At 64.2% G+C, this 19766-nt stretch carries 32 protein-coding genes and 10 pseudogenes; 35 read left to right on the top strand and 7 right to left on the bottom strand.

The window, feature by feature from the left end; translation table 11 throughout:
• Window positions 1-63 precede the first annotated feature (63 nt).
• The 6 genes and pseudogenes from AC6JBC_RS18405 to AC6JBC_RS18380 form a co-directional block, all read right to left on the bottom strand.
• Window positions 64-765: pseudogene (locus AC6JBC_RS18405) on the bottom strand (fumarylacetoacetate hydrolase family protein).
• A 74-nt stretch (window positions 766-839) separates the two neighbouring features.
• Window positions 840-1278: pseudogene (locus AC6JBC_RS18400) on the bottom strand (flavin reductase family protein).
• 66 nt (window positions 1279-1344) lie between these two features.
• Window positions 1345-1569: an alpha/beta fold hydrolase gene (locus AC6JBC_RS18395; RefSeq protein ID WP_498026873.1), complete on the bottom strand. Its 225-nt coding sequence runs from the start codon at window positions 1567-1569 to the stop codon at window positions 1345-1347.
• 216 nt (window positions 1570-1785) lie between these two features.
• Window positions 1786-2049, bottom strand: coding sequence for an alpha/beta fold hydrolase (locus AC6JBC_RS18390; protein WP_498026877.1), 264 nt, complete (start codon window positions 2047-2049; stop codon window positions 1786-1788).
• A 258-nt stretch (window positions 2050-2307) separates the two neighbouring features.
• The gene (locus tag AC6JBC_RS18385) at window positions 2308-3036 is read right to left on the bottom strand and encodes an acyl-CoA dehydrogenase family protein (RefSeq protein ID WP_498026872.1); all 729 of its coding nucleotides are present in this window, start codon (window positions 3034-3036) and stop codon (window positions 2308-2310) included.
• 190 nt (window positions 3037-3226) lie between these two features.
• Window positions 3227-3361 (bottom strand): annotated as a pseudogene (locus AC6JBC_RS18380) (flavin-dependent monooxygenase); the annotation flags it as partial.
• Window positions 3362-3769: 408 nt separating this feature from the next.
• Here AC6JBC_RS18380 and AC6JBC_RS18375 point away from each other — a divergent pair.
• The 33 genes and pseudogenes from AC6JBC_RS18375 to AC6JBC_RS18215 all read left to right on the top strand — a co-directional run bounded on the left by AC6JBC_RS18375 (window position 3770) and on the right by AC6JBC_RS18215 (window position 18606).
• Window positions 3770-4471, top strand: coding sequence for a VOC family protein (locus AC6JBC_RS18375; protein WP_498026871.1), 702 nt, complete (start codon window positions 3770-3772; stop codon window positions 4469-4471).
• Between the two features lie 49 nt (window positions 4472-4520).
• Window positions 4521-4649 (top strand): hypothetical protein, encoded by a 129-nt coding sequence (locus AC6JBC_RS18370; protein ID WP_498026870.1) that lies wholly within the window; start codon window positions 4521-4523, stop codon window positions 4647-4649.
• 232 nt (window positions 4650-4881) lie between these two features.
• Window positions 4882-5580: a CoA transferase subunit A gene (locus tag AC6JBC_RS18365; RefSeq protein ID WP_498026869.1), complete on the top strand. Its 699-nt coding sequence runs from the start codon at window positions 4882-4884 to the stop codon at window positions 5578-5580.
• Complete coding sequence (locus AC6JBC_RS18360; protein WP_498026868.1) at window positions 5540-6403, top strand: CoA-transferase subunit beta; 864 nt, start codon at window positions 5540-5542, stop codon at window positions 6401-6403. The genes AC6JBC_RS18365 and AC6JBC_RS18360 overlap by 41 nt, the downstream gene beginning before the upstream one ends.
• Window positions 6404-6481: 78 nt before the next feature.
• Window positions 6482-6778 (top strand): hypothetical protein, encoded by a 297-nt coding sequence (locus AC6JBC_RS18355; protein ID WP_498026867.1) that lies wholly within the window; start codon window positions 6482-6484, stop codon window positions 6776-6778.
• 70 nt (window positions 6779-6848) lie between these two features.
• Window positions 6849-7205, top strand: coding sequence for a hypothetical protein (locus tag AC6JBC_RS18350; protein ID WP_498026866.1), 357 nt, complete (start codon window positions 6849-6851; stop codon window positions 7203-7205).
• Between the two features lie 31 nt (window positions 7206-7236).
• Window positions 7237-7380 carry a hypothetical protein gene (locus AC6JBC_RS18345; protein WP_498026865.1) on the top strand — a complete coding sequence of 48 codons (144 nt, stop codon included), beginning with the start codon at window positions 7237-7239 and terminating at the stop codon, window positions 7378-7380.
• Window positions 7377-7640 (top strand): nitronate monooxygenase, encoded by a 264-nt coding sequence (locus tag AC6JBC_RS18340; RefSeq protein WP_498026864.1) that lies wholly within the window; start codon window positions 7377-7379, stop codon window positions 7638-7640. Before AC6JBC_RS18345 ends, AC6JBC_RS18340 begins: the two co-directional genes overlap by 4 nt.
• Window positions 7570-8099, top strand: a pseudogene (locus AC6JBC_RS18335) (nitronate monooxygenase). Before AC6JBC_RS18340 ends, AC6JBC_RS18335 begins: the two are co-directional and overlap by 71 nt.
• Window positions 8081-8461 carry a hypothetical protein gene (locus AC6JBC_RS18330; protein WP_498026878.1) on the top strand — a complete coding sequence of 127 codons (381 nt, stop codon included), beginning with the start codon at window positions 8081-8083 and terminating at the stop codon, window positions 8459-8461. The pseudogene AC6JBC_RS18335 and the gene AC6JBC_RS18330 overlap by 19 nt, the downstream one beginning before the upstream one ends.
• Before the next feature lie 14 nt (window positions 8462-8475).
• Window positions 8476-8703, top strand: coding sequence for a hypothetical protein (locus tag AC6JBC_RS18325; protein WP_498026863.1), 228 nt, complete (start codon window positions 8476-8478; stop codon window positions 8701-8703).
• Window positions 8670-9032 (top strand): annotated as a pseudogene (locus tag AC6JBC_RS18320) (enoyl-CoA hydratase-related protein); the annotation flags it as partial. The gene AC6JBC_RS18325 and the pseudogene AC6JBC_RS18320, both read left to right, overlap by 34 nt.
• Before the next feature lie 190 nt (window positions 9033-9222).
• Window positions 9223-9774 carry an acyl-CoA dehydrogenase family protein gene (locus tag AC6JBC_RS18315; RefSeq protein ID WP_498026876.1) on the top strand — a complete coding sequence of 184 codons (552 nt, stop codon included), beginning with the start codon at window positions 9223-9225 and terminating at the stop codon, window positions 9772-9774.
• 154 nt (window positions 9775-9928) lie between these two features.
• The gene (locus AC6JBC_RS18310) at window positions 9929-10123 is read left to right on the top strand and encodes a hypothetical protein (protein WP_498026862.1); all 195 of its coding nucleotides are present in this window, start codon (window positions 9929-9931) and stop codon (window positions 10121-10123) included.
• Complete coding sequence (locus AC6JBC_RS18305; RefSeq protein WP_498026861.1) at window positions 10089-10373, top strand: acyl-CoA dehydrogenase family protein; 285 nt, start codon at window positions 10089-10091, stop codon at window positions 10371-10373. Before AC6JBC_RS18310 ends, AC6JBC_RS18305 begins: the two co-directional genes overlap by 35 nt.
• A gap of 11 nt (window positions 10374-10384) precedes the next feature.
• The gene (locus AC6JBC_RS18300) at window positions 10385-10561 is read left to right on the top strand and encodes a hypothetical protein (protein ID WP_498026860.1); all 177 of its coding nucleotides are present in this window, start codon (window positions 10385-10387) and stop codon (window positions 10559-10561) included.
• Complete coding sequence (locus AC6JBC_RS18295; protein ID WP_498026875.1) at window positions 10524-10835, top strand: hypothetical protein; 312 nt, start codon at window positions 10524-10526, stop codon at window positions 10833-10835. Before AC6JBC_RS18300 ends, AC6JBC_RS18295 begins: the two co-directional genes overlap by 38 nt.
• On the top strand, window positions 10832-11431 hold the full coding sequence (locus AC6JBC_RS18290; RefSeq protein WP_498026859.1) for an acyl-CoA dehydrogenase family protein: 600 nt from the start codon (window positions 10832-10834) through the stop codon (window positions 11429-11431). Before AC6JBC_RS18295 ends, AC6JBC_RS18290 begins: the two co-directional genes overlap by 4 nt.
• 235 nt (window positions 11432-11666) lie before the next feature.
• Window positions 11667-11909: pseudogene (locus tag AC6JBC_RS18285) on the top strand (thiolase family protein); the annotation flags it as partial.
• The gene (locus AC6JBC_RS18280; RefSeq protein WP_498026858.1) at window positions 11906-12043 is read left to right on the top strand and encodes a thiolase family protein; all 138 of its coding nucleotides are present in this window, start codon (window positions 11906-11908) and stop codon (window positions 12041-12043) included. The pseudogene AC6JBC_RS18285 and the gene AC6JBC_RS18280, both read left to right, overlap by 4 nt.
• A 253-nt stretch (window positions 12044-12296) precedes the next feature.
• Window positions 12297-12563 carry a hypothetical protein gene (locus AC6JBC_RS18275; protein ID WP_498026857.1) on the top strand — a complete coding sequence of 89 codons (267 nt, stop codon included), beginning with the start codon at window positions 12297-12299 and terminating at the stop codon, window positions 12561-12563.
• A gap of 18 nt (window positions 12564-12581) precedes the next feature.
• On the top strand, window positions 12582-13082 hold the full coding sequence (locus tag AC6JBC_RS18270; protein WP_498026856.1) for a gamma carbonic anhydrase family protein: 501 nt from the start codon (window positions 12582-12584) through the stop codon (window positions 13080-13082).
• Window positions 12998-13231: a hypothetical protein gene (locus AC6JBC_RS18265; RefSeq protein WP_498026855.1), complete on the top strand. Its 234-nt coding sequence runs from the start codon at window positions 12998-13000 to the stop codon at window positions 13229-13231. Before AC6JBC_RS18270 ends, AC6JBC_RS18265 begins: the two co-directional genes overlap by 85 nt.
• Complete coding sequence (locus tag AC6JBC_RS18260; RefSeq protein ID WP_498026854.1) at window positions 13228-13410, top strand: nuclear transport factor 2 family protein; 183 nt, start codon at window positions 13228-13230, stop codon at window positions 13408-13410. The genes AC6JBC_RS18265 and AC6JBC_RS18260 overlap by 4 nt, the downstream gene beginning before the upstream one ends.
• A gap of 24 nt (window positions 13411-13434) precedes the next feature.
• Window positions 13435-13674: pseudogene (locus tag AC6JBC_RS18255) on the top strand (nuclear transport factor 2 family protein); the annotation flags it as partial.
• A 13-nt stretch (window positions 13675-13687) separates the two neighbouring features.
• Window positions 13688-14437: an SDR family NAD(P)-dependent oxidoreductase gene (locus AC6JBC_RS18250; protein ID WP_498026853.1), complete on the top strand. Its 750-nt coding sequence runs from the start codon at window positions 13688-13690 to the stop codon at window positions 14435-14437.
• Window positions 14430-14591: a hypothetical protein gene (locus tag AC6JBC_RS18245; RefSeq protein ID WP_498026852.1), complete on the top strand. Its 162-nt coding sequence runs from the start codon at window positions 14430-14432 to the stop codon at window positions 14589-14591. Before AC6JBC_RS18250 ends, AC6JBC_RS18245 begins: the two co-directional genes overlap by 8 nt.
• Window positions 14591-15667: an acyl-CoA dehydrogenase family protein gene (locus tag AC6JBC_RS18240; RefSeq protein ID WP_498026526.1), complete on the top strand. Its 1077-nt coding sequence runs from the start codon at window positions 14591-14593 to the stop codon at window positions 15665-15667. Before AC6JBC_RS18245 ends, AC6JBC_RS18240 begins: the two co-directional genes overlap by 1 nt.
• A gap of 40 nt (window positions 15668-15707) precedes the next feature.
• Window positions 15708-15947, top strand: a complete 240-nt coding sequence (locus AC6JBC_RS18235; RefSeq protein ID WP_498026851.1) for an SDR family NAD(P)-dependent oxidoreductase — start codon at window positions 15708-15710, stop codon at window positions 15945-15947.
• Window positions 15835-16307: pseudogene (locus AC6JBC_RS18230) on the top strand (SDR family oxidoreductase); the annotation flags it as partial. The gene AC6JBC_RS18235 and the pseudogene AC6JBC_RS18230, both read left to right, overlap by 113 nt.
• A gap of 147 nt (window positions 16308-16454) precedes the next feature.
• Window positions 16455-16934: a MaoC family dehydratase gene (locus tag AC6JBC_RS18225; RefSeq protein WP_498026528.1), complete on the top strand. Its 480-nt coding sequence runs from the start codon at window positions 16455-16457 to the stop codon at window positions 16932-16934.
• 4 nt (window positions 16935-16938) lie between these two features.
• Window positions 16939-17382: a nuclear transport factor 2 family protein gene (locus AC6JBC_RS18220; RefSeq protein ID WP_498026529.1), complete on the top strand. Its 444-nt coding sequence runs from the start codon at window positions 16939-16941 to the stop codon at window positions 17380-17382.
• Between the two features lie 17 nt (window positions 17383-17399).
• Window positions 17400-18606: pseudogene (locus tag AC6JBC_RS18215) on the top strand (acetyl-CoA C-acyltransferase).
• Window positions 18607-18667: 61 nt separating this feature from the next.
• On the opposite strand, the gene AC6JBC_RS18210 reads toward AC6JBC_RS18215, so the two are convergent.
• Entirely contained in the window at window positions 18668-18964 is a 297-nt protein-coding gene (locus tag AC6JBC_RS18210; RefSeq protein WP_498026850.1) for a hypothetical protein, read from the bottom strand.
• A gap of 102 nt (window positions 18965-19066) precedes the next feature.
• Between AC6JBC_RS18210 and AC6JBC_RS18205 the strand changes: the two genes are divergently transcribed.
• Window positions 19067-19345: an acyl-CoA dehydrogenase family protein gene (locus AC6JBC_RS18205; protein WP_498026874.1), complete on the top strand. Its 279-nt coding sequence runs from the start codon at window positions 19067-19069 to the stop codon at window positions 19343-19345.
• A 27-nt stretch (window positions 19346-19372) separates the two neighbouring features.
• Window positions 19373-19766: pseudogene (locus tag AC6JBC_RS18200) on the top strand (acyl-CoA dehydrogenase); the annotation flags it as partial.

The raw sequence follows: 19766 nt of genomic DNA, 5'->3' as shown, positions 1-19766 counted from the left end.
CTTGCCGTCATTACTTACTCCTCACAGGGCTCGCATGGCTTGCAGCGATGCCCTCACACAAATCTAGATAAAGCACGCGGTGCAGCTGCCGACCCCTGCAAGCTGCATCTCGAACACATCTCCTGGCCGTGCCGGTTCGAGCGGCACCAGGCTGCCTGACAATATCACATCGCCCGCCTCCAGGGTAACGCCATAGGCGCCCAGCGTGTTGGCAAGCCAGGCGACCGCCTGGGCAGGCGAGCCCTGCACCGCATGGCCATAGCCCTCCGACAAAGGCTGCCCGTTTTTGGTGACGGTGACATGAAGATTGGGGAGATCATGGGCGCGTGGATCGACGCGCGCGTCCCCCAGCACATAGACGCCGCAGGACGCATTGTCGGCGACGGTATCGACGATGCCGATCTTCCAGTCCTGGATGCGGCTGTCGACGATCTCGAAACAGGGGACGATGCTTGCCGTCGCGGCGATCACATCTTCTGCCGTGACGCGGGACCCTTGAGGCTGTCTTTCAGGATGAAGCCGATCTCGGCTTCGGAACGCGGGCGATGAGGCCGTTGCCGCGACATCGATGTCACCCTCGATGAACATCCGGTCGGTCAGGAACCCGAAGTCGGGCTGGTGGACGCCCAGCATGTCCTGCACCGCCTTGGAGGTGACGCCGATCTTCTTGCCGATGACCCGCTCGCCATCCGCCTTACGGCGTTCGAGCGCGCCAAGCGAGATCGCATAGGCGTCATCGATGCCAAGCTGCGGGTAGCGCGCCATCAAGGGCTGCACGGTGCGCCCCTCGCGCAGCGCCTGGTAGAGCTCTTCGGCAAGCTGCTCGTTCAGGGTCTGGCTCACAGATAGGCTCCGTCCTGGAAGATGAGGGGATCGACCGCGTCCGACAGGCGCACCGCCTTGACCCGGGCGATGACGATGCTGTGGGTGCCAAAGGGGGTCATGCTCTCGACCGTGCAGGAGAGGTTGGCCTGCGCTTCATCGAGGATGGGGAGGCCATGGGCATCGGGGTCCAGCTGCCAACGCAAAGCGCGCCTCGCGCGCCACCGCGCCGCCGAATGCTGCCGACACTTCGCGCTGGTGGCGCGAGAGGAGGTTGATGCTGACCGGGCAGCCGGGCGAGAGATGGGCGTGGATGCCGGCTGTCTGGTTGACGCAGACGAGGACCGCAGGCGGGTCCATGGTGAGCGAGGTGATCGAGGTCGCGGCCATGCCGACCGGCGTCTTGCCCTCGCCCAGCGCGGTGACGATCGCCACGCCCGAGGGCAGGCGGCGCATCGCGCCCTTCAGCCTGTGGTAACGTCCACGGGCTCTGGAACAGGTACGGATTGCGCAGGAGCAGCGTCAGCCATTCTTCAGGAAGTCCAGTGAGTAGCGGTTGAATTCTTGAGCGCGCTCGACCTGCACCCAATGGCCGGTCTGCGAGAAGGTGAGGCAGCGCACGTCGGGGCATGCGTCGAGGAAGAGGCGGGCGTGGCTTTCAGGGCAGAATTCGTCATTGAGGCCCCAGAGGACGAAGATCGGCTGCGTAACCTCGCCAAGACGCGGACCAAGATCGGGGGTCTTCACCCGCGCCAGCACATCCTTGGCTGGGTGCGCGCGACGGCAAAACGCTCCTCGACCAGCGCGTCGGTGACGTGGTGGAGCGAGGAGGGATGCATGAGGTTGCCGATCAGGCGGCGCTGTTCCTCGACATTGAAGTCGCGCTGCCAAAGCCCGAGCGCATCTTGGCGATGCCGGGCATGGTGAAATAGCTCGCCTGCTCGGCAACGCAGCCCGGCGCCATCAGGACGAGCTTGCCGATGGTGAATTGCGGATGGTCGAGCGCGATCTGGAGGCGATGCCGCCGCCCAGCGAATTGCCGATGAGGTGGCCGCCGGTGATCCCATGCTGCGTCAGAGCCTCGAGCAGGGTCTGGGTGAAGAGCTCGAGCGGATAGTCGGTCTCGGGCTTGGAGGAGGCGCCATAGCCGATGAGGTCGGGCAGGATGACGCGTAGCCAGCATCGGCAAAGGCCTGGGCATTGTTGCGGAAGTTGGACGCGCCCGATGCGCCAGGACCACTACCATGGATGAAGATGACGGTCGGGGCATCGGCCGACGCCCCTGCTATTTCCGCGATCGCAATCTCATATCCACCCGCGACGCTGTAGCTCTTGCGGGTCACTTCACTGGCCATGGGGATCGTTCCTTTGGGCATCATGCGAAAAGCTTGGCCCTGGGTCTTGCCTGAGGGGGAGCTGGTTTTCCAGTCCCGCTGAACGTGACGGCAAGGCTGGAGCGCGCGGCGCGCGCTCCAGCGCAAGACGCTAGATAAAGGTGAAGGCGGGCGGTTCGCCGTTCATCGTGCCGATGACGTCGCTGGTGCGGTTGGCCGGGTCGTTGGCGACATGGGCGCGCGCGGCGTGGAGGTCGAGCCAGGGCTGGAGGATCGGGCTCGACATGTAGACCGCCCGGCCGCCCAAGAGCTTGACCATGCCGTCGGCCAGTTCCGCCATGCGGCGCACGACATTGGCGGACTGGTAGGCAAAGAGCGCGCGCTTTTCCATCGGGACGGGCTCATTGCGGCCAGCATAGTCCATCAGTTCGTTGAAGGTGGTCCTGTGGGTCAGCTCCATCTCATTGGTCTCGGCGATCGCGCGGGCGATGGCGGCGTGGAGATTGGGGTCGGCCTTGGACGCCTTGCCGGTGTTGGTCGAAACGCGGCTTGCCATGATCTCCATCGCGGCCGAGGTGGCGGCGCGGATACCGCCGAAGGCGGCGCTGGAGACCGAGCGGATGAAGAGCTGCGCCCAGGGGATGCGGTAGAGGGGCGCTGTGTTGGTTTCCTGACCCGGATTGGTGCCGGCAAAGCCGTCGCTCGCCTTGTGGGCGATGTTCGGGCACGAAACGCGCTCGACCACGATGTCGAAGCTGCCGGTGCCCTGGAGACCGAACGTATCCCAGGTGCCTTCGATCACCTGATAGTCGGAGCGCGGCAACAGGAAGGTGCGCATGTCGGGCGGGCCGCCATCGGTGTCGAAATTGATCGCGCCCAAGAGCACCCAACCGCAATGCGAGGAGCCCGAAGAAGCCCCAGCGGCCCGACAGGTAAAAGCCGCCATCGACCTTTTCCACCTTGCCGACCGGCTGATAGGTGGAGGAGACGAGCATGTCGGGATTATCGCCCCACACTTCCTTCTGCGCCTCGTCATGGAAGAGGGCGAGTTCATAGGGGTGGCAGCCCAGCACGCCGTAGATCCAGCCTGTCGACATGCAGCCTTCGGCGAGCGCCTTCTGGATTTCGAAGAAGACATTGGGGTGCATCTCATAGCCGCCATAGCGCTTGGGCTGGAGCACGCGGAAGAAGCCTGCCGCCTTCATCTCGGCAACGGTCTCGGGGGGCACGTCATGGGCGATCGTGCAGGCGCGCGCGCGTTCCCGCAGCGTCGGGATCATCGCCTTGGCTTTGGCAATCAGGCTTTCGGGCGAAGCTATCCCGGCATTCGCCTCGTCAATGGGTCGGCTTGCTACTGCCCCGGTCATGATCTTCTCCATTGTAGGCGACTCTTCTTCAAATTTGCTATATGCGTAGTTTATGTAAATTGCTATTACGCAAACTGTCAAGGCAAACAGGGCTTGCGCATTTGGGTCGATGCTTATAGGCGGATCTGGAACGAATTGCCATAAGCTCGTTGAGCGCGCAGATTGCGCCCCCATATAGCGCAAAACATGCGGCAGTGCTTGCCATATGCGGATGGGGGAGGCCATTTTGAAACGCTCTGCGGGAATATGGTCGGCAGACAGGAAGAAGGCGAGGCGGCGGAAATGGCAGTGATATCGCTGGGCTATGTGGTGATCGAGGCGCAGGACCTGGGATCCTGGCAGGATTTTGCCTGCAATATCGCAGGCCTCATGGCCGCCCCCTCCCCCAATGACGATGTCGCGCTGTTCCGCATGGACGACCGGCCCTACCGCCTGTGGGTGGAGAAGGGCGCGGCCGACCGGTTCGTGCGCCAGGCTGGGAATGCGCGAATCGCGAGGCGTTCGAATCGCTGCTGGAAAGGCTCGAGGCGGCAGGCCGCCCGGTGGAACGCGAGGCGTCATGGAAGCGCGTGGCCGTCGGTCTATGAACTGGCCCGCTCGTCGGACCCGGCAGGCAATCCCATGGAGCTCTTCTACGGCCGCTTCGTCGACTATGCCCCCTTCACCTCGCCCGCAGGCGTCAGCCGCTTCGTGACCGGCAGCCCCCATGGCGCGGATGGCGACATGGGGATGGGCCATGTCGTGCTGACCGCCCCCAATTTCGAGGAAACCCATGCTTTCTATAAAAGCGTGATGGGTTTTGGCGACACCGACCTTGGCCGCTTCTATCTGATGGGTGGCGGGCCTGACGACCCGGGCATCGGCTTTGCCTTCCTGCACTGCAACCCGCGCCCCACAGCCTGGCGCTGGGGCAGCTGCCCGAAAGCCCCAATGGCGCGGTGCACATGATGCTGGAGGTCGGCTCCCTGGAGGATGTCGGCCGCGCCTATGACCGGTCTTGAAGAGCAAGGGCAAGGTGCCCCTCTCGGCAACGCTGGGCCGTCATGTCAATGACAAGATGACCTCTTTCTACATGCAGACACCAGGCGGCTTTGACATCGAATATGGCTGGAATGGCCTGGTATAGACCCGGACACATGGGTGCCCACCACCAGCCTTTCGGTAAGCGACTGGGGCCATAAATGGGCTCATGAGCAAGATTAACTGGTAGGACTATTTGCAGGGCAAGCCCTGCAGGACTGACGCAAAAGGATGACTGACACTATGCTCGACAAGCGCATGACGGTGGACGACATCGTCGACCAGATTTCCGACGGGATGACCATCGCATCGGTGGATGGGCCACCCGCCGCAAGCCCATGGCGCTGATCCGCGCCATCGCCCGCTCGAACCTGAAGGACCTGACCGTCATGGCGGGCTATGGCGGCATGGACATCGGCCTGCTCGCCGCGACCGGCAAGATCAAAAAGCTCGTCTTCGCCTTTGCCAGCCTCGACCATTATCCGCTCGAGCCCCATTTCCGCAACGCCCGCCAGGCGGGCGCCTTTGAAGTGCTCGAGCTTGACGAGGGCATGTATCATTGGGGCCTGCGCGCAGGCGCGATGAAGCTGCCCTTCCTGCCGACGCGCGTCGGCATCGGCACCGACATCATCACGCAAGACGGCTTCGACTTCAAATTTGTGAAGAGCCCCTATGCCGATGGCGAGGAATTCGTCGCCATGCCAGCGCTGGTGCCCGACATTGCCCTCATCCATGCCCATCGTTCCGACGAGCGCGGCAATTTGCTGACGCTCAGCAAGGACGCGCTGTTCGACGAACTGCTGGTGCGCGCTGCGGGCAAGAGCTACGCCACGGTCGAGAAGATCGTGCCGACCGGCGAGCTCGATATGAAGAAGAACAGCCGCTACAATCTGGTCGAGCGGGCGATGATCACCGGCGTGGCAGAGGCGCCGCTGGGCGCGCATCCCGCAAGCGCCGATCCCGACTATCAGCTCGATCTCAAGCACATCAAGACCTATGTCGAAAGCGCCGCTCGCCCGAAGCCTGGCCGAGTATAAGGCGAAGTTCATCGATGTGTCCGAAGCCGATTATCAGGCAGCGATCGGCGGCGAAGACGCCGTCATAAGCAGCTCCCCGTTCCTATTTACTAAGCGAGAGACCATGACCCAGAACAGCTATTCGCTCGCTGAACTCGTCATCGCCGCCTGCGCCGAGGTGTGGCGCAGTGATGGCGAGGTGATGGCGACCGGCATCGGCCCCCTGCCCCGCATCGGCGCAGGCCTTGCCAAGCTGAGCTTTGCCCCCGCGATCCAGACCACCGACGGCGAATGCTTCTATACCAGCGAACCCGTCGGCCCCGGCAAACGCACCGCCGAACCGGAATTTGAAGGCATCGCCAATTATGACCGCGTCTTCTCCGCCCTGTGGAGCGGCCGCCGCCACGCACTGGTCGGCCCGGTGCAGATCGACCGTTTCGGCCAGGCGAACATCTCGGTGATCGGCGACCATAAGAAGCCCAAGGCCGCGATGCTCGGCGCGCGCGGCTTTCCGGGCAATTCGATCAGCCATCCCAACAGCTTCTTCTTTGCCAGCCACAACAAGCGGGCGTTCGTCGAAGGCGAGGTCGATTTCGTCTGCATGGCGGGCTACAACCCGGCGCGCTATCGCAATGGCGCTCCGCCCCAGGGCCTGGACCTGCGCCAGATCATCACCAATCTGTGCGTGATGGACTTTGGCGGCCCCGATCACCAGATCCGCGTGATCTCGCTGCATCCGGGCGTCACCTTCGAGGAAGTGCAGGACAATACCGGCTTCCCGCTTGCCAAGGTTGAGGGTGAAATTCCACCACCCCTGCACCTACGCCTGAGCAACTGGACCTGATCGCGAAGATCGACCCCAACAATGTCCGCGCCACCGTGTTCAAGGACAATCCGGCCGGAGACAGAAGGGCAGCCTGACATGAATGAAGTTGATCGCCTGGTCGAACCGCAGCAGGTCGACATTGTTTACGAGACCGACGAGCCGGTCACCTATGAGGTGATCGACCATGTCGCATGGATCATGATGAACCGTCCGGGCTTCAACAATGCCCAGAACGGCCAGATGACCTACGCGCTCGACGACGCCTTCATCAAGGCGACGACGACGATGACGTCCGCTGCATCGTGCTGGGCGGCAACGGCAAGCATTTCTCGGCCGGGCATGACATCGGCACGCCGGGCCGCGACGTGCACAGGCATTTCGAGAACCGGCTGATGGTGCCGGGTCATGTCAACAAACCTGCCGCGGAACTGCTCTACACCCGCGAGAAGGAACAATAGTCGGCATGTGCCGGCGCTGGCGCGATACGCCCAAGCCCACCATTGCCATGGTGCAGGGGGCGTGCGTCGCGGGCGGGCTGATGCTCGCTCTGGGTATGCGACCTGATCGTCGCCACCGACGACGCCTTCTTCCAGGACCCGGTCAACCGCATGGGCATTCGGGCGTCGAATATTTCGCCCACGCCTATGAGCTCCCCCCGCGCATCGCCAAGGAATTCCTGCTGCTGGGCGAGCGAATGAGCGCGCAGCGGGCCGAGCAGTTCGGCATGGTCAACAAGATCGTGACCGCGAGGCGCTGCGCGAGACGGTGGCGGCGATGGCCGCCAAGCTCGTGGCGCAACCCCGCCTTGGCAACTGGCTGACCAAGCAGGCGATCACCATGTCGAGGAGCTGATGGGCAAGCGCAACGCGATGGAAGCGCAATATCATATGCACCATTTCGCCCATGCCCAGAATGACCTCGTCCAGGGCAGCTCGATCGCGGGCCTCGACGCCAAGAAGATGGCCGAGGCGAATAAGAAGCAGGCGAGCGAATGATGGGCGATCCGCTGCATACGGTGCTGACCGAGCGGCTTGGCTGCCGCTGGCCGATCATCCAGACCGCGATGGGATGGGTGGCGGAACCCAGCCTCGTCATCGGGTCGAGCAATGCAGGCGCGTTCGGCTTTTTGGGCGCAGCGGTGATGACGCCGGACGAAGCGCGCGAGAAGATCCTGGCTGTCCGCAATGGCACCGACAAGCCTTTCGGCGTCAATTTCCACAGCTTTCAGCCGGCGCAGACCAAATCGTCGAGCTGATCCTCGCCAACAAGGATCAGGTGCGCGCGGTCAGCTTCGGGCGTGGTCCCAATGCCAAGATGATCGGCCGCTTCAAGGATGCAGGGATCCTCTGCATCCCGACCGTCGGCGCGGTCAAGCTGCGCAGAAGATGGTGGAGCTGGGCGTCGACATGGTCAATGTGCAGGGCGGCGAAGGCGGCGGGCATACGGGCTCGGTGCCCACCACCGTGCTGCTCCCCCAGGTATTGGACGCCGTCAACGTGCCGGTGATCGCGAGCGGCGGCTTTGCGACGGGCGCGGCCTCGCCGCAGCGCTCGCCTATGGCGCGGTCGGCATCGCCATGGGCACGCGCTTCCTTTTGACCAAGGAAAGCCCGGTGCCCGACAGCGCCAAGGGAATATCTGAAAGCCTCGACCGACCGCATCGTCGTCACCACAAGCTTGACGGCATCCGCAGCGGATGGTGCGCACCAAGCTGATGGACAAGATCGAAAAGTCCGGAAAGCTCGCCATGTGGCTGCGCGCGCTGGAAGCGAGCGCGGCGATGAAGAAGCTGAGCGGGGCGAGCTGGATCGACATGATCAAGTCGGCCAAGGGCATGACCGGCCATGGTCAGGTGCCGCTCAAACAGGCGATGATGGCCGCGACCATGCCGATGCTGATCCAGAAGGCGGTGGTCGAGGGCGACATCGAACATGGCGTGATGGCGACCGGCGTGGTCGGCGGACGCATTGATGAAATACCCAGCTGCCAGGAGCTGGTCGACCGCATCGTCAGCGAGGCGCATGAGCGGCTGAACGCGCTGGCCGCACTGGGCCGCGAGGCCGCAAGCGCGGCCTGAGGAGAGGAAGAACAATGCCGATTACGCTCACGATCAAGGACAAGATCGCCGAAATCCTGTTCGACCATCCGCCGGTCAACGCCTTCGACACCAAGGGCTGGGAATCGATCCCCGCGCTGGTTTACGAAGCGGCCGCCAACGAGGATGTGCGCTGCATCCTGATCCGGGCCGAGGCAAGGGCTTTTGCGGCGGCGTCGATATCAAGGAGATGGCGGCGCATCCCGAACGCATCGCCAAATTGAACAAGGATAATTACCTGACCTTCAAGGCGATCCGCGAATGCGCGATCCCGGTGGTCGGCGCGCTCCACGGCTTCGTCATTGGCGGCGGCGTCAATATCGCAGGCGCCTGCGACGCGCTGATCGCGGCCGAGGGCGCCTATTTCTCGCTGCCCGAGATCGATCGCGGCGCGATGGGCGGCGCGGCCTTCATGAGCCGCATGCTGCCCGTGCAGATGGTGCGCGCCAACTTCTTCACCGGGGGCCGTATTTCGGTCGAGGACGCGCATCGTCATGGCTCGGTGCACAAGGTCGTGCCGCTCGAAAATCTGAAGGACGAGGCTTACGCCTTCTGCGAAGTCATCGCGTCCAAGAGCCGCGCCGCGCTGGTCATCGCCAAGCAGGCCTTGAACCTGATCGAGCCCACCGACCCTCGGCCCATTACCGGATCGAGCAGGGCTTCACGCTCGAAATGTATATGCATGAAGACAGCCAGAAGGCGCGCGACGCCTTCGTCGACAACAAGGGCGCGGCGAAATTCTGATGGACTTGACCTATACCCCCGAACAGCAGGCGTTCCGCGCCGAGGTGCGCAACTGGCTGGAAGCCCATGTGCCGCAGGGATCGCTGGAGCATTTCGACGCGACCCGCGAAGGCTTCGAGGCGCACCGGCAATGGGAAAAGACGCTGAAGTCGGGCGACTGGGGTATGGTGACCTGGCCAAAGGAATATGGCGGCCGCGGTCTCGACCTCATCCAGTGGCTGATCTTCGAGAAGAATATTATCGCGCCGGAGCCCCAGGCCGCGTCAACCAGAATGGCATTTTCCTACTGGGGCCGACGCTCATCGAATTCGGCACCCATGAGCAGAAGCAGCGCTTCCTGCCCAAGATGGGTCAGGCGAGGAAATCTGGGCGCAGGCCTGGTCCGAACCGATGGCCGGGTCCGATCTGGCAGGCGTGCGCGCCACCGCAACGCGAGACGGCGACGAATACATCCTCAACGGCCACAAAAATCTGGTCGAGCCGCGCGGTCTTCGCCGACTGGGCGTTCGGCCTGTTCCGCGAGCCGGGCTCCGAGCGCCACAAGGGGATGAGCCTCATCTTCTTCCCGCTCGACGCGCCGGGCGTGACGGTCAATGCGATCAAGAAGATCAACGGCCATGTCGGCTTTGCCGAGATCTTCCTTGAAATGTCCGCGTCCCCGCCTTCAACCGCCTCGGCGACGAGGGCCAGGGCTGGCATATCTGCATGGCGACCGCCGGGTTCGAGCGTGGCCTGATGCTGCGCTCACCCGCCCGCTATCAGGTGGCGGCGAAGAAGCTCGCGGAACTCTGGACCGCCAACAAGGAAACGGCCGACCCCGCGCTCGAAGCCGATGTCGTGCGCGCGCACATGAATGCCGACGCCTATGCGCTCAACATCTACCAGACCGCCTCGCGCTGATGGCGGGCACGAGATCGGTCCCGAAGCCTCGACCAACAAGATCTTCTGGTCTGAACTCGACATTCATCTGACGCAGACCGCCTTGGCGATCCTCGGGGCCCAGGCCGAACTCACCCACGAAGCGCCCGGCGCGAACCCCGTCGATTGGATCGACGACTATATCTTCGCGCTCGCAGGACCCATCTATGCCGGGTCGAACGAGATCCAGCGCAACATCATCGCCGAGCGCATGCTCGGCCTGCCGCGCTAAGGGGAATTGAGATGGACTTCACCCTCAGCGACGAACAGCTGATGTTTGCCGAGACCGCACGCACCCTGTTCGCCGACAGCTGCACGCCCGATCATTGGCGCCGCATGATGGAAGCGGGCGTCGCGCGCGGACGATGCGCGCTGGGCCGCGATCGTCGAGACCGGCCTCACCCTCATCCTGCTGCCTGAAGAAGCGGGCGGCATTGATCTGACCGAAACCGACTTTGCTCTCATCGCGCAGGAAGCGGGCTATGTCGTCCTGCCCGAACCGCTGGTCGAGAGCGCAGGCGTCGCAGCGCCCCTGCTCGCTGCCCTTGCGCCCGATCATCCGCTGCTCGCCGATCCGATGGCGACCATCGCCATCGCCCACCCCGCCAACCCCTATGTCGCCAATGCCGACAGCGCGGCCGCGATCCTGCTCGAAAAGGATGGCGAGGCTTTCCTCGCCACGCCGATCAGGTGACGCTGACCGCCCAGCCCAGCATCGATCCCTTCCGCCGCCTCTTCTCGGTAGAATGGAGCCCAAGCAACGCAACGCCGCTCGGGCCAAATAATCAAAATGGGGCCGACTGGGACCTCGCTTTCGACCGCGCCGCCCTGTTCAACGCCGCCTTCGCGCTTGGTCTTGCCCAGCGTTCGGTCGATCTTGCCGTCGATTATGCCAAGGAACGCCAGCAGTTCGGCAAACCCATCGGCAGCTACCAGGCGGTCAAGCATCACCTCGCCTCCGCGCAGGTGGCGATCGAGTTCGCCAAGCCCGTGGTCGCCGCCGCCGCAGCCGAGATCGGCGCGCGTGACACCCAGGCCCGCGCCCGCGTCAGCCATGCCAAGCTGGTGGCGCTCGAAGCCGCCGACAAGGCCGCCCGCGCCTCGATCCAGGTGCATGGCGCGATGGGCTACAGCTGGGAAGTGGACGTCCACCTGTTCCTGAAACGCGCGCTCGCGCTGACCCAGAGCTGGGGTACGCCCGCCACTCACCGCGCGCGCATCGCCACGCGCATCTTCACCCAGCCCATGGGGCCGGACCAGACCTTCGCCCGGGAAGCCAACAATGCCTGAAGCCTATATCATCGACGCCGTCCGCACCCCCGTCGGCCGCAAGAAGGGCAGCCTTGCCCAGGTCCACCGGCCGATCTGGGCGCCATCCGATCCGCGAACTGGTCAAGCGCACCGGCATCGATCCCTCTCAGGTCGAAGACGTGGTCTGGGGCTGCACCGAGACAATCGGCGGCCAGGCGGGCGATATCGGCCGCACCGCATGGCTGGTCGCAGGGCTCCCTGAAGAGGTGCCGGCGTCACCGTCGACCGCCAGTGCGGATCGTCGCAGCAGGCGGTGCACTTCGCCGCGCAGGGCGTGATGAGCGGCACGCAGGACCTGGTCGTCGCGGGCGGCAGCCAGGCGATGAACCAGATCCCGATCATGGCCGCGATGATCGCGGGCGCGCAATATGGCTTTGACAGCCCTTTCCACGGGTCGAAGGGCTGGGTCGAGCGCTATGGCATGGAAGAGTCAACCAGATCAAGTCCGCCGAGATGATCGCCGACAAATGGGGCATCAGCCGTGAAGCGATGGAGGCGTTCGCGCTCGCCTCGCACCAGCGCGCGCAGGCGGCCTGGGACACAATGGCTGGTTCGATCATGAAGTGGCCCTCGAGGGCTGGCCAGGGATGAAACCACCGTCCCCACCACCTCGCTGGAGGGCCTCGCGTCCTTGAAGCCCGTCAATGAGGCGGCATCATCACCGCAGGCGTCGCCAGCCAGAATTGCGACGCGGCCGCACCTCCTCATTGCCAGCGAGAAGGCGGTCAAGGACCATGGCCTGAAACCCCGCGCCCGCATTCATCACCTGTCCGTCGCGCCGCCAATCCGGTCTGGATGCTGACCGGTCCGATCCCCGCCACCCAATATGCGCTGAAGAAAAGGCATGGCGATCGGCGACATCGACCTGTTCGAATGTAACGAGGCTTTCGCCAGCGTCACCATGGCGTGGATGAAGGAACTCGACATCCCCCATGAGAAGGTCAATGTGCAGGGCGGCGCAATCGCGCTGGGCCATCCGATCGGCGCGACCGGGGCGCGGCTGATGACCACGTTGCTGGGTGCGCTCGAACGCACCGGCGGGCGCTATGGCCTCCAGACCATGTGCGAAGGCGGCGGCCAGGCCAACGTCACCATCATCGAACGGCTCTAAGAGGGAAAGCGCGGCCCCATGCCCTGCTACGCCTATCAGGGGATCACACCCGTCGTCGATCCGACCAGCTACGTCCATCCGCTGGCGTCGCTGATCGGCGACGTGATCGTCGGACCGGGCTGCTTCATCGCGCCGGGCGCCTCGCTGCGCGGCGATTTCGGGCGGATCGTGGTGGAAGGCGACAGCTCGATCCAGGACAATGTGTCGGTCCATGCCAACCAGCTGCGCGATACCATCATCAAGCGTGGCGCGACCATCGCCCATGGCTCGATCATCCATGGCTGCGAGATCGGCGAAAATGCGCTCATCGGCATGAACGCGGTGATCCTCGACAATGCCATCATAGGTGACGAAAATCTCGTCGCCGCCCTTGCCCTTGTGAAGTCCGACACGGTGACCCCGCCACGCAGCCTGGTCGTCGGCAATCGGCCAAGGTGGTCAAGAGTTTCGAGCCGCACCAGGTCACCTGGCGCAACAATGGGACAAGCGAATATCAAAAGCTCGCCAAAGCCGCGCTGACTGGACTGGTCGAAGCCGAGCCGCTGGGCGAAGCCAGCCCGGAGCGGCAGGCGCAGCGCGTCGCCTCCGACGCCATCGCCGTGCGCCTGACCGGCAGCACCGCGCAGCATCGCGAACGCCAGGCGGCGCAGCGAGAGGGTCAGCCATGAGCAGCGCCACGGCGATCACCAATCTGCTCTACCGCTATGCCGAACTGATGGACGCAGGCGACCTTGAAGCCGTCGCCGCCCTGTTCGAGCGCGCCGGATCAAGACAGGCGGCGGCGCGAAATGGTCGAAGGCGCAGCGCCGATGCTGGCGCTGTGGCAGGCCCATGTACGCATCCATGACGATGGCACGCCGCGCACCAAGCATGTCATCACCAATCCATCGTCGAGCTGGACGAGGACGCAGGCACCGCCACCTGCCGCTCTTACTATACCGTGTTTCAGGCGACCCCGGACCTGCCGTTGCAGGCGATCTGCGCGGGCCGCTATCATGACAGCTTCACCTACGTGGATGGGGCATGGCATTTTTCCGGGCGGGATTATTCCCTGCTCGATCTCGTTGGGGACCTGAGCCAGCATCTGCTGATCCCCGTCGCAGCGCAATGAAGGAGTAAGGCAAGTGGGTATCTGCGAAGGACGTGTTGCGATCGTGACCGGGGCGGGCAATGGGCTGGGCAAGGCCTATGCGCTGGGCCTGGCGGCGCAAGGCTGCAAGGTCGTGGTCAACGACCTGGGCGTGGGCACCCATGGCGAAGCGGGCGCGACCAAGGGCGCGGCCGAGCAGGTGGTGGACGAGATCAAGGCGATGGGCGGGCAGGCCGTCGCCAACACCGATGACGTCGCCGAATGGGACTCGGGCAAGAGGATGGTCGAACAGGCACTCGACAGCTTCGGCGCGCTTCATGCCGTGGTCAACAATGCAGGCTTCGTGCGCGACCGCATGTTCTTCACCTGTAGCCCGGAAGAATGGGATGCGGTGATCCGCGTCCATCTGCGGGGCCATTTCTGCACCTCGCGCCATGCCGCTGAATATTGGCGCGCGCAGAGCAAGGCGGGCAACCCGGTCGATGCGCGCATTATCAACACGACCTCGGGCGCAGGCCTCCAGGGCTCGGTCGGCCAGTCGGCCTATTCGACGGCCAAGGCAGGCATTGCCGGGCTGACGCTGGTGCAGGCCGCCGAGCTGGGGCGTGGGCATCACCGCCAATGCCCTTGCCCCCAACGCCCGCACCCGCATGACCAATACCGGCGCGTTCGACATGGACGCGAAGGAAGGCGAATTCGACCTGTTCGCGCCGGAAAATATGGCGCCGCTGGTCGCCTATCTCGTCTCGGAACAGTCGAAGGGGGTGACTGGCCAGGTGTTTGAATTGAAGGGCGGACAGGTCTTCCTCTCGCAGGGCTGGACCGACAGCCCGGCGTTCGACAAGGGCGCGCGCCTCGAGCCACAAGAAATGGACGCGATCGTGCGCAAGCTCATCGACACCCGCGAACCGGCAAAGCCGGTTTACGGAGCCGCCTGATGGATTTCGCGCTCAGCGATGATCAGCGCGCGATCCAGGACGCCGCCCGCGACTTCCTGACCGACGCCGCCAACCCCGACGTCATCCGCGCCGCCGTCGAAGGGACGAGCGGCTTTGACGAGAGCCTGTGGGACAGCCTTGGCGAGATGGGCTTTACCGGGCTCATGATCCCCGAGGCCCAGGGCGGCCTTGGCCTGGGCGCGGTCGAAATGGCGCTGGTGCTAGAAGAAACCGGCCGCGTCCTTGCGCCCGTCCCCTTCTTCGAAACCGCCGTGCTCGCCGTGCAGGCGGTGCTCGCTGCGGGCAGCGAGGAACAGAAGGCGGCGCTGCTGCCCCGCCTCGCCACCGGCACGCGCGCAACTTTCGCTGGCACAGCAAGCCGCCCCACTCTCGCCAATGGCCGCCTCACCGGCACGGCGCAGTTCGTGACCTTCGGCCATGTCGCGCAGCTCATCGTCGTGGCGACGGCTGACGACAGCCTCGTCATCCTCGAAGCCGACACCCCCGGCCTTGCCATCGAGGCGCTGCCCGCGCTCGACCGCACCCGCCGCTTTGCTTGCCTCACCTTCGATTGCGACGTGACGCCGGAGATGATCCTTGGCGCCCCCGGCAGCGCCAAGGCCGCGATCGAGCGCACGCTGACCATCGGCGCGGGCCTCCTTGCCGCCGAGCAGACCGGCGGCATGCAGTACAGCCTCGATGCGACGGTCGATTATGCGAAGCAACGCGTCCAGTTCGGCCGCCTGATCGGTTCGTTCCAGGCCTATAAGCATATGCTCGCCGACATGATGCTGCTGGTCGAAGCCTCGCGCTCGGCGGCCTATTATGCCGCCGCCGCGATCGATGAGAATGGCGAGGAGCTCGCCGAAGCCGCCCATGCCGCACGCGCCTATGTGTCGGACGCTTATTGCTCGGTCAGCGGCGACGCGATCCAGCTCCATGGCGGCATCGGCTTCACCTGGGAACATCACGCCCATCTCTATTTCAAGCGCGCCCGCGCCTCTGCCAGCTGGCTCGGCACGCCGGACCAGCATCGCGAAGCGCTCGCCAAGATCATCATGAAGGACGCCGCATGACCCCGACCTCGCCTGTTCCGCCCTATCCGACCCGCTGGGCATGCTCAAGGGCAAGACCGTGGTGGTGACCGCGGCAGCGGGCACCGGCATCGGCTTTGCCGCCGCCAAGCGCGCGGCGGAAGAAGGGGCCAGGCTCCTCATCAGCGATTTCCATGAACGCCGCCTCAATGAAGCAGCCGACCGCATCGCCGATGAAGCCAAGGTCGAGCGTCGCCGCCACCTTCGTGTGCGACGTCACCAGCGAGGAAGCCGTGCAGGGCTTGCGCGACGCGTCGCTTGACCATCTCGGCAAGGTCGATGTCCTCATCAACAATGCCGGGCTGGGCGGCGAGGCCGATATCGTCGACATGACCGACGAGCAGTGGGCGCGCGTGTTCGACGTGACGCTGACCTCGCTGTTCCGCATGACCCGCGCCTTCCTCCCTCCATGTATGCGAACAAGTCGGGCGTCATGGTCAACAACGCCTCGGTCCTTGGCTGGCGCGCGCAAAAGGGCCAGGCCCATTATGCCGCCGCCAAGGCAGGGGTCATGGCCTTCACCCGCTGCGCCGCGATCGAGGCGGCCGAACATGGCGTGCGCATCAATGCGGTCTCGCCCAGCCTTGCCATGCACCCCTTCCTCGCCAAGGTGACGACGCAGGAAGCGCTCGACAAGCTGGTCGAGAAGGAAGCCTTCAAGCGCCCCGCCGAGGTCTGGGAAATCCAATGTGATGATGTTCCTCGCCTCCGATCTCTCCTCCTACATGACCGGCGAAATCGTCGCGGTCTCGAGCCAGCGGGCGTAACAATGGCGACCATCTTCGAAAATCCGCGAGACCTGCTGGGCAAGGAAGGGGCAAAGCTCGACACGTCGGACTGGCTCACCATCGAGCAGTCGCGCATCGACGCCTTTGCGACATGCACCGGCGACCATCAGTGGATCCATGTCGATCCGATCCGCGCGAAAGATGGCCCGTTCGGCGCGACCATCGCCCATGGTTACCTCACCCTCTCCCTCGTCAACCTGTTCATGCCGCAGATTATCGAGGTCCGGCGTTTTTCCGCAGGGGTCAATGTCGGCATGGACAAGACCCGCTTCCTCAATCCGGTCGTGGTCGGCTCGCGCATCCGGGGCTCGGGCGAAATCGTCTCGGTCGAGGAAGTGAAGGGCGGCGCCATCCAGGCGGTGATCCGCGTCACCGTCGAGATCGAAGGTCCAGATGGTCAGCCTACCGCCAAGCCCGCCTGCGTGGTCGATACCATCAACCGCTATTTCCCGGAAGGCTAAGGCCATGGCCGCCCGCCTCCTGATCGCACTTGCCGCTACCCTCCTCACCCCTGCCCTAGCCGGAGCCAAAGCCATGCCCGATCCTGTAAAAATGGAAGCCGCCGTCAACGCCTATGTCGCAGCGTTCGAAGCGGGCAGCGCCGACCAGGTCGCCGCCCTCTATGCGCAGGACGCCACGGTCGAAGACCCGATCGGCTCGCCCATCCGCAAGGGCCGCGAGGCGATCCGCGCCTTCTATGCCGAATCGATGCAGACCGGCGCGAAGCTGAAGCTCGAAGGCCCGGTTCGGGTCGCGGGCGACTATGCCGTCTTCCCCTTCTCGGTGAACCTCAACCATGACGGCAAGGCCATGCGCATCGACGTCATCGACACCTTCCGCTTCAACGAAGCCAATGAAGTGACCGAAATGCGCGCCTATTGGGGCCAGTCCAACATGCACGGCTTTTAATTCAAGGATCGATAAACATGCGTGAAGCAGCCATCATCTCCACCGCCCGCACCGGCGTCGGCAAAGCCTATCGCGGCGCGTTCAACGACACCGAAGCGCCGTTCATGTCCTCCCATGTAGTCGATGCCGCCATCGCCCGCGCAGGCATCGATCCCGCGCGCGTCGATGACGTGTATCTGGGCGTTGCCAACCAGTGGAACACGCAAAGCTACAATGTCGGCCGCCTCACCGTCCACGGCTCGGTCCTCCCCGACACCACGGCCGGTTTCTCGATGGACCGCAAATGCTCGTCCGGTTTGAACGCGCTCGCCTTTGCCGCGCGCGGCATCATCGCCAACGAGATCGACTGCGCCGTCTCGGGCGGGGTCGAGAATGTCTCGCTCACCATCGACAAGCACTATCCCGCCTTCCGCAACCGCTCCGAGTTCATCAAGGAACGCGATCCCAACGCCTATATGGTGATGATCGAGACCGCCGAGATCGTCGCGGAACGCTATGGCATCAGCCGCGAGGACCAGGACCGCTTTGCCGCACTCACAGTCGCAGCAGCGCGCCGCCGCCGCCCAGGAAGCAGGCAAGTTCGATGACGAGATCGTGCCGATCACGGTCACCAAGGCGCTGTTCGACAAGGAAGGCAATGAGACCGGCAAGGAAGAACTGACCATCACCAAGGATGAAGGCATCCGCGCTGGCACCACTTATGAGAAGCTCGCTGAATTGAAGCCCGTGTTCAAGAACGGCACGGTCATCAAGGAAGGCAAGCACGTCACCGCCGGTAACGCCAGCCAGCTCTCCGATGGCGCATCGGCCCAGGTCGTCATGGACCTTGCCACCGCGCAGAAGGAAGGGCTCCCCGTCCTCGGCATCTATCGGGGTTTTCAGGTCGCAGGCTGCGGCGCGGACGAAATGGGCATTGGCCCCGTGTTCGCCATCCCCAAGCTGCTGGAGCGCACCGGCCTCAAGATCGACGACATTGGCCTGTGGGAGCTCAATGAAGCCTTTGCCAACCAGGCGATCTATTGCCAGCGCACGCTTGGGCTCGATCCGGAGAAGCTCAACGTCAATGGCGGCGGCATCGCCATCGGCCATCCCTTCGCCATGACCGGCTCGCGCCTCGTCGGCCACGCCCTCATCGAAGGCAAGCGCCGCGGCGTCAAATATGTGGTCGTCTCCATGTGCGTCGCGGGCGGCATGGGCGCGGCCGGTCTGTTCGAGGTCGCCTGATCCATGCAACTTGCCTTCGCCCCTGAACTCAAAGCCTTCCGCGAGGAGGCCGCGAGCTGGCTCAACGAAACAGCTCTCCGGCCCGTTCAAGGCCATCCGCGGCCAGACCAACCAGGTCGACAATGTCGAGCTTCGCCGCGCCTGGGAAGCGGCGCTGGGCGAGGCGCGCTGGAGCGTCATTGGCTGGCCCGAGATATGGGGCGGGCGGGGTGCCTCGATCGCGCAGCAGATCATCTTCGCCGAGGAATATGCCGGGCCAAGGTCCGCCCCGCGCCGGGCACCTTGGCGTCGAACTGCTCGGGCCGACGCTGATCGCCATGGGGACCGAGGAGCAGAAGGCCCGGTTCCTGCCCGACATCGCCACCGGCAAGGCGATCTGGTGTCAGGGCTATTCTGAACCCGGCGCAGGCTCGACCTTGCCAACGTCAAGACCAAGGCGCGGCTCGAGGGTGACAAGTACATCATCGACGGGCAGAAGATCTGGACCTCGATGGGCACGATCGCCGACTGGTGCTTCGTCGTTGCCCGCACAGAGCCCGGCAGCGTCGGCAACAAGGGCCTCTCCTTCCTCATGGTCCCCATGGACCAGCCCGGGGTCGATGCCCGCCCGATCCGCCAGATGACCGGCGAGGCCGAGTTTGCCGAGGTGTTCTTCGACGGGGCAGAGGGCGCTCGCGATCGACCGCATCGGCCAGGAAGGCGAAGGCTGGAAGGTCGCCATGGCGCTCCTTGGCTTTGAGCGCGGGGTCTCCACCTCGCCCAGCAGATGCAGTTCAGGAACGAACTCGACGACATCATCGCCATCGCCAAGGCCAACGGCAAGGCACAAGACCCGCTCACCCGCCAGAAAATCGCCACCGCCCATGCAGGCCTCAAGATCATGCGCTACAAACGCCTGCGCATGCTCTCCGGCGGCGAAGCCAACCCCGAACTCACAGGCGCCGCCTATACCTACAACTCTACTGGTCCCGCTGGCACGTCGCATTGGGCGACCTTGCCATGGCGGTCATGGGACAAGAGGGGGGAAATAGGCATCAACGACGAACGCATGGCTCCCTCACAACCATGCACCTCATGTCCGATCCGACACCATCTATGCCGGGAACCGACCAAATCCAGCGCAATCATCGCTGAACGAGGATTAGCTATGCCAAGAGAAC

The organism is Sphingobium sp. RC1, assembly GCF_059738765.1.
The sequence above is the reverse complement of the archived record's forward strand: the minus strand, read 5'-3'. Positions and strand labels throughout refer to the sequence as shown.